This window comes from Bradyrhizobium sp. HKCCYLS3013 (assembly GCF_051167615.1).
Lineage (GTDB): Bacteria > Pseudomonadota > Alphaproteobacteria > Rhizobiales > Xanthobacteraceae > Bradyrhizobium.
The window spans coordinates 179,191-186,095 of record NZ_JBNPTK010000015.1; the positions used below are offsets into that span (position 1 = coordinate 179,191).

At 68.4% G+C, this 6,905-nt stretch carries 6 protein-coding genes; 3 read left to right on the forward strand and 3 right to left on the reverse strand.

Going from position 1 to position 6,905, the window contains the following annotated elements; all coding sequences use genetic code 11:
- Positions 1 to 21: 21 nt before the first annotated feature.
- Positions 22 to 2,316 (forward strand): heavy metal translocating P-type ATPase, encoded by a 2,295-nt coding sequence (locus ACQR1F_RS24920; protein ID WP_434914034.1) that lies wholly within the window; start codon positions 22 to 24, stop codon positions 2,314 to 2,316.
- 10 nt (positions 2,317 to 2,326) lie between these two features.
- Here the strand turns inward: ACQR1F_RS24920 and ACQR1F_RS24925 are convergent, their stop codons facing one another.
- Complete coding sequence (locus ACQR1F_RS24925) at positions 2,327 to 2,734, reverse strand: hypothetical protein (protein WP_315802703.1); 408 nt, start codon at positions 2,732 to 2,734, stop codon at positions 2,327 to 2,329.
- Between the two features lie 157 nt (positions 2,735 to 2,891).
- Here ACQR1F_RS24925 and ACQR1F_RS24930 point away from each other — a divergent pair, with 157 nt between their 5' ends.
- On the forward strand, positions 2,892 to 3,608 hold the full coding sequence (locus ACQR1F_RS24930) for an MgtC/SapB family protein (RefSeq protein WP_315802704.1): 717 nt from the start codon (positions 2,892 to 2,894) through the stop codon (positions 3,606 to 3,608).
- A gap of 203 nt (positions 3,609 to 3,811) precedes the next feature.
- On the opposite strand, the gene ACQR1F_RS24935 is transcribed toward ACQR1F_RS24930, so the two are convergent.
- Positions 3,812 to 4,612, reverse strand: a complete 801-nt coding sequence (locus tag ACQR1F_RS24935) for an RMD1 family protein (RefSeq protein WP_315802705.1) — start codon at positions 4,610 to 4,612, stop codon at positions 3,812 to 3,814.
- 155 nt (positions 4,613 to 4,767) lie between these two features.
- Here ACQR1F_RS24935 and ACQR1F_RS24940 point away from each other — a divergent pair, with 155 nt between their 5' ends.
- Entirely contained in the window at positions 4,768 to 5,916 is a 1,149-nt protein-coding gene (locus ACQR1F_RS24940; protein WP_316236774.1) for a DUF3095 domain-containing protein, read from the forward strand.
- A 7-nt stretch (positions 5,917 to 5,923) separates the two neighbouring features.
- Here the strand turns inward: ACQR1F_RS24940 and ACQR1F_RS24945 are convergent, their stop codons facing one another.
- Complete coding sequence (locus ACQR1F_RS24945) at positions 5,924 to 6,358, reverse strand: DUF2147 domain-containing protein (RefSeq protein WP_315802707.1); 435 nt, start codon at positions 6,356 to 6,358, stop codon at positions 5,924 to 5,926.
- Positions 6,359 to 6,905: the final 547 nt, after the last annotated feature.

A 6,905-nucleotide genomic window follows, 5' to 3' on the forward strand; every position in this document is an offset into this window, starting at 1 on the left:
CGCAATCCGGAACCGGTATCCATGTTCGAGCGCATTCTGCGGTGGACCCTCGTCGCGATCGCAATCGCGGGCCTCGCCGCGGGCGGCCTCGCGCATGTGCTCGGTCGCCCCGATCTTGCCGGGATCGCTTTTACGGCCTCGACCGTTCCTGTCATCCTCGGGCTGATCGTCTCGATCGTCCGCGATGTCCTCGCCGGCCGCATCGGCGTCGACGCGATCGCGCTGGTGTCGATGAGCGCGGCGATCATCCTCGGCGAGCCGCTGGCCGGCGCTGTCGTGGCGCTGATGTATTCCGGCGGCAACGTGCTCGAAGACATTGCCGTCGCCCGCGCCGAGCACGATCTGCGCGCTTTGGTCGATCGCGCGCCGCGCGAGGCGCATCGCCGCCGTGGCGACCAGATCGACAACGTTCCGATCGCCGGCGTCGCGGTCGGTGATCGCCTGATGGTCCGCGCCGGCGAGATCGTCCCGGTCGATGGCATGGTCGAAGCGACCATCGCGGTCGTCGACGAGTCGGCGCTCACGGGGGAGCCGATCCCGGTGACGAAGACGCGCGGGATGGCGATCCTGTCGGGATCGGTGAATGCCGGCGACACGTTCGAAATGGCCGTCACCGCCACCGCGGGCGAAAGCACCTATGCCGGCATCGTCAAGCTGGTGACGACGGCCCAGACCGCGAAGGCGCCGTTCGTGCGGCTTGCCGACCGCTATGCGCTGATCTTCCTGCCCGTCAGCCTCGCCATCGCGGGGGCCGCCTATCTGGCTTCGGGCGATCTGATCCGGAGTCTTGCCGTGCTGGTGGCGGCAACGCCGTGCCCGCTGATTCTCGCTGCACCCGTCGCTTTCATTGCCGGCGTGGCGCAGGCGGCCCGAAGCGGCATTCTGGTCAAAGGCGGCGGCAAGCTCGAGGCGCTCGCGCGCGCCCATACCGTGCTGTTCGACAAGACGGGCACGCTGACCGTTGGCGGCGCGCGGCTGCTGTCGGTCGACGCCGCGCCGGGCGAGGACGCCGATGCGGTGCTGCTGCTCTGCGCATCGCTCGAGCAGGCCTCGCACCACGTGGTGGCGCACGCGATCGTTCAGGCCGGCCAGGCGCGCGGGCTGAAGCTGAAGGTGCCCGAACAGGTCAGGGAAACCATGGGCTCGGGCCTCGAAGGTCTGATCGATGGCCGCCCTGTGATGGCCGGCTCGCGCGACCTCGTGCTCGGCAGCCGGACGCCGCCGCCCTGGGCGGCGCGCGCGATCCGCCGGGCGTCGTGGCGGTCGGCGCTGATCGTCTTCGTTGCGATCGAGGGGCGCCCGATCGGGGCGCTGCTGCTGGCGGACGAGCTGCGCGCGGATACGCCGCGCGCGATCCGCTGGCTCCGCGAGGCCGGCATCGCGCGCATGGTCATGGTCACCGGGGACCGCGCCGCGGCCGCCCAGGCCATCGGCGCGGCGCTCGACCTCGACGCCGTGCTGGCGGACCGTGTCCCCTCCGACAAGGTGGAGGCGGTCAAGAGCGAGCAGCGGCTGCATCCCACCATCATGGTGGGCGACGGCATCAACGATGCTCCGGCGCTGGCCTCCGCCGACGTCGGCATCGCGCTCGGCGCCCGTGGTGCCAGCGCCTCGTCGGAAGCCGCCGACGTGGTCATTCTCGCCGATCGGCTCGATCGCGTCGGCGAGGCGATCGTGATCGCGCAGCGCGCCCGACGCATCGCCCTGGAGAGCATCTTCGTCGGCATGGGCCTGTCGTTCGTGGCGATGGGGGCCGCGGCCTTCGGCCTGCTGCAGCCGGTGCCTGCGGCCCTGGTCCAGGAAGCCATCGACGTCGCCGTCATCCTCAACGCGCTCCGCGCTCTGTTCCCGGCCGGCCGCAGCAAGGCCGGCCGGATCACGGCCGAAGACGGCCGAGGGCTCAGGCATGATCACCAGGCGCTGCTGCGCGGCCTCGACCGCCTGCGCGCGATCGTCGATGCGCTCGACGAAGCCCCGCCCGACGGCGCCGTGGCGCTGATCATGGAGGCGAACGGCGTGGTGCAGGACAAGGTCGTGGCGCATGAGCGCGACGACGAGGGCTCGGTCTATCCGAAGCTTGCTCGCCTCCTGCAGGAGAGCCACGGCCTGTCGGCAATGAGCCGCGCGCATCGCGAGATCCTGCATCTGGCGCGCCTGCTCGGCCGGCTGGTCGAGGATCTGCCGTCCGAACATGTGGACCGCTATCTGATCCGCGATGCGCAACGGGTGATCGAGGCGATCGAGACGCTGGTCCGCATGCACACGGCGCAGGAGGACGACATCTACGAGGCCGTGGTGGCGCGCTCGGCCGCCTGAGCCGTTCGCGTCAGCCTGGATGCCGCGGCAGGTCGATCCGTTCGTTGGCAAATTCCGCAGGACCTTCGATCAGGCGGCGGATCCGCCGCTCGCGCTCCTCGGCGGACAGGCTCGGATCGAGCATCCGATCGATCAGCCGGATCGCATTCTGCTCGATGGCGACGGGATCCCGCGACGTGGGCTGCCCGGCTGCGGCCGGCCGCGATGCATGCAGGCCGATCGTGAGCAACTGGCCGATGGCGTCGGAGCGTGTCATCTGGTGAGCCTCCGCCCAGGCGTCGATCTCGGCGGTGAGCTCCTGGGACAGCTTCACCGCGCTCACCGCATCATGTCCCAGCCGGACGGCCGGGCTGTGATCCCTGCGGACGTCGGAGAATGGCGTCATTTGTTTGCCGGACGTCATCTGCCTGTTGATCATATCAGCCTAAAGTATACGGGAGGGACGGGGATTTGATTTCGATCAAGGACGGCTTAAGAAAGCGGCCTTCTCGCGACGGTTCCGCCGCCGGATGCCACGCGTGCCGCTGCCGCCAGGCAGGCCACGGAGCGTAATACCGTAGACAGTCAGCAAGCCCATGCGATTCCTCCACACCTTCCAGGTCTTCGACTTCCTCGACACGCTCGTGAGCCTGTTCACGGCGTTCGTGCTGGGCACGCTGATCGGCGCCGAGCGGCAATACCGGCAGCGCAGCGCCGGCCTGCGCACCAACGTGCTGGTCGCCGTCGGCGCGGCCGCCTTCGTCGACCTCGGCAACCGCCTGACCGGCGCCGACGGCGCGGTGCGGATCATCGCCTATGTGGTGTCGGGCATCGGCTTCCTCGGCGCCGGCACGATCATGAAGGAGGGCATGAACGTCCGCGGCCTCAACACCGCCGCGACGCTGTGGGCGTCCGCCGCGGTCGGCGCCTGCGCCGGCGCCGACCTGATCGCGCAGTCGGTGGCGCTGACGGTGTTCGTGCTGGCCGGCAACACCTTGCTGCGGCCGCTGGTCAATGCGATCGATCGCATCCCGCTCAATGCGCAGACCTCGGAGGCGAACTACGAGATCGTCCTGACCACCGACGGGCTGCGCGCCGCCGAGCTGCGCGAGGCGCTCGACGAGCGGCTGGAGGCGGCCAAATACCCGGTGCGGGAGACAGAGGTCGTCTATCGCTCCGAGGACATCGTCGAGATCATCGCGACGCTGGTGCCGCTCGCGGTCGATACGGTCGATCTCGACCGCGTCGTGTCCGAGCTGGCGAAGCTTGCCGGGGTCCGTCATGCGACTTGGAACGTCAGAGCGCTGGTGTGACGGCATTGGCGGACCAGCATCGCCGCGCCGGCGGCGGGGCGCTCGCCACACCTCGTGGCTGGCTGCCGCCGGCGACGGTCGCAAGCTCCCCACCCACGTCATGGTTCGACATCCCCCAGCATCGCTCATCGCGCCCATGCGAGAGTTCCATGCCGCGTCTGAACCATCGCTGAATGCGATGGCAGCCGGTCGAGGCTCTGCCGTCAATGCCCGCCGCGGGCGAAGATCTCGTAGAAGCCGAGCACGATCTCGCAGGCGATCAGGATGACGACGATGACCTCGAGCCGCAGCGAGCGCTTGGTGTCGATGATGTCGGCGAGCGTGGTCGCCGTCTCCGCGATCACCGCGAGCTTGCGGTTGAGGGTGTCCTCCCGCTCCTTCAGCTCATACTCGTCCTCGAGCCGTGCATAGAGCCGTTCCAGATCGGGCCGGTCCCACAACACGTCCGGCTTCTCGCCGACCGCCACGCGGCCGGAGACGCGGTGCTGCACCAGCAGCGCCTCGCCGAGCAGCTTGAGCATCGCCACCCGGCTCTTCGATGTTCGCCCCAGCAGCGCCAGCTCGCGCGCGAACGGCTCGATCGTGTCGAACACGTTGGCGATCTCGCGCTCGCTGCGGCCGAGCACGACGCTCTTGGCCAGCGCATCGGCGACGATGAGCAGCCGCTCCAGCGACAATTCCTTGACCAGGACCGGGCCGCCGACCGGGATCGGCTCGTCGGATTCGCGCGCGACCTGGACCTTGGCCGTCTCTTCCTCGTGCGGCGCGATCGGGCCGAACAGTCGCGCGCTCAGCCGGTCGAGGAAGTTGATCTCCTCCGCCACCGACAGGCCGATGAAGACGACGACGCCGTAGCGGAAGACCACGGCGATACCCGTCTCGCCGATGCGGACCGCCAGCGGCGTCGCCGACAGCACCTGGCCCTCGAAGCCGGCGGTATTGATGCGGTCCGCGATCTGGAGCGCGCGGGCGGCGAGTTGTGGAACGGGTGAGGTGTCGGCCATGATGGCGATAGGCTAGCACGTCAATGTCGATGGAACGATAACGCGGTGCAATCCGCCAGGCGACACGTCCGCTGCCGAATATCGTTGCCTGAACCCGCTTGACAGGAAAGAACGTAGCTCCTCATTGGACGCGCACCCCGGACGGATGCCTCTCAATGTCGAAGACCAGCGCTGCGGACTACTATGCCTCGATTCCGGTGTTTCGCGGCTTCGCGCGCCTGATGGAGCCGCAGCTCTACCAGCCGGTGCCGGATGACTGGCTGATCGGCACGGCTGACATCGTCGAGTCGACCAAGGCGATCGCCGACAGGCGCTATAAGGCGGTCAACATGGCCGGGGCGGCGGTCATCGCCGCGGTCACCAATGCCTTGGAAGGGCGCGAATTCCCATTCGTGTTCGGGGGCGACGGCGCGAGCTTCGCCGTCAGCCCGGATGACGAAGCGGCCGCGCGCGAGGCCCTTGCCGCGACCGCGACCTGGGTCAGGGAGGATCTCGATCTCGCGATGCGTGTCGCCCTGGTGCCGGTGAGCGCGATCCGCGCGCAGGGCCTCGACGTCCGCGTGGCGCGCTACGGTCCTTCGGCCAACCTGTCCTACGCGATGTTCGCAGGCGGCGGACTGGGCTGGGCCGAGGCCGCGATGAAGCGGGGCGAGTTCGCGATTCCGCCGGCGGCGTCCGGTGCGCAGCCCGATCTGTCAGGACTGTCGTGCCGGTTCGAGGAGATCCCGGCGGCGCGCGGCCTCATCCTGTCGGTGCTGGTGCTGCCGGCCCCCGGCGCCGATGCGCAGGCCTATCGCAAGGTGATCGAGGAGATCATCACCCTGACCGAACGCAGCCCCGATGCCGGGCGGCCGGTGCCGGCCGGCGCGCCGGCGCTGCGATGGCCGCCGCAGGGATTCGGCTACGAAGTCCGCGCCGCGCGCGGACCGCTGTTGTCGCGCTGGGCCCGCGTGCTCGGACGGACGCTGTTCGTCTATGCCGTGATGCGGTTCAACATCAGCATCGGCGGCTTCGTGCCGGATCTCTACAAGCAGCAGGTGGTCGAGAATTCCGACTTCCGCAAATATGACGATGCGCTGCGCATGATCCTCGACTGCACCGACGAGCTCGCGCAGGACCTGGAGCGCCGGCTTGGCGCGGCGGCGTCGCGCGGCATCGTCCGCTACGGGCTGCATCGCCAGGATGCCGCGATGATGACCTGCTTCACGCCGTCCGCGATCCGGCCGGATCACGTCCACTTCATCGACGGCGCGCGAGGCGGCTACGCGTCGGCTGCGACCGCGTTGAAGGCCGCGGTCGCCTGAGCGCTGATCAGCGCGCGCGGGTCCAGGTCTCGCCGCCGCACAGCGATCCGACGCAGCCTTCCACCTTCAGCGTGTCCGGGCCGGAGACGGAGATGTGGCTGGTGTAGCTCTGGCCGTCATCGGCGTTATAGATCTTGCCGGACCATTTGTTCGGCCCCTCCGCGTGAACGCCTTCGAACAGTTGCAGGCCGATGATCGGGCGGTTGGCAAGCGCGCGATTCGGATTCTTGTTGTCGACGGCCGGCTTGCCGGTGTCGGTGTCCATCGGCTCCTTCAGCCACACGACGGTGCCGCAGAGACCGGCGCCGCATTTGGCGACCTTGATCCTGGCGTCGCCGGCCTGGGTCAGCCAGGTGCCGGTCGGATCATCGGCAGCCAAAGCGGGCTGCGCCATCACGACGGTCGCCAGCGCAAGACCAGCCAAACGCAATTTCCAAATCATCTTACCCCCCGTTGAAGCCGCGTTTCCATAACAGCAAACGGCGCAGTTGCAATCGCAGAGCAGCGGTTGTCCAAAGCGGGATCATCACGATCAGGTGCATCGCCGACGGAACGTCTCAATCCCTTGCTCGGTTGTCTCATGCACTGGAAATGGTTTTGACTGCCGCGACAAACTCCATTGTCGTCCCGGCCTGGTGCGCAATTGCGCACGCGGCGCCGGGACCCATACCCCCAGGGAGGGGTTTGAGGCAGACCGGTCATTGGCATTGTGCCCATCACGTCCGCCGCGGCGTATGGGTCCCGGATCGGCGCCGCGACGCGCTGGCGCGCGTCACGGCTTGTCCGGGACGACAGCGGTGGGTTTGGCGGATTTACGACTCAAACAGCTGATGACAGGGCCGGGACACGGCAGCGCGGCCTCGCGGCATGTGATGCCCGAGTGCTGCGATCCATGTGGCCCTCTTGAAAGTGCGGAGGGCGCAGGGAATGCCGGGTGAAGGCCTCACCCATGGCCCGCCTGCGAAAAAAATGCAGGCGGCAGGTACCAC

What these genes read in the sequence shown, in the direction of transcription:
- ACQR1F_RS24920 (WP_434914034.1), top strand. Translation starts at nt 22, where the DNA reads ATGTTCGAGCGCATTCTGCGGTGGACCCTCGTCGCGATCGCAATCGCG.
- ACQR1F_RS24925 (WP_315802703.1), bottom strand. Translation starts at nt 2,734, where the DNA reads ATGATCAACAGGCAGATGACGTCCGGCAAACAAATGACGCCATTCTCC.
- ACQR1F_RS24930 (WP_315802704.1), top strand. Translation starts at nt 2,892, where the DNA reads ATGCGATTCCTCCACACCTTCCAGGTCTTCGACTTCCTCGACACGCTC.
- ACQR1F_RS24935 (WP_315802705.1), bottom strand. Translation starts at nt 4,612, where the DNA reads ATGGCCGACACCTCACCCGTTCCACAACTCGCCGCCCGCGCGCTCCAG.
- ACQR1F_RS24940 (WP_316236774.1), top strand. Translation starts at nt 4,768, where the DNA reads ATGTCGAAGACCAGCGCTGCGGACTACTATGCCTCGATTCCGGTGTTT.
- ACQR1F_RS24945 (WP_315802707.1), bottom strand. Translation starts at nt 6,358, where the DNA reads ATGATTTGGAAATTGCGTTTGGCTGGTCTTGCGCTGGCGACCGTCGTG.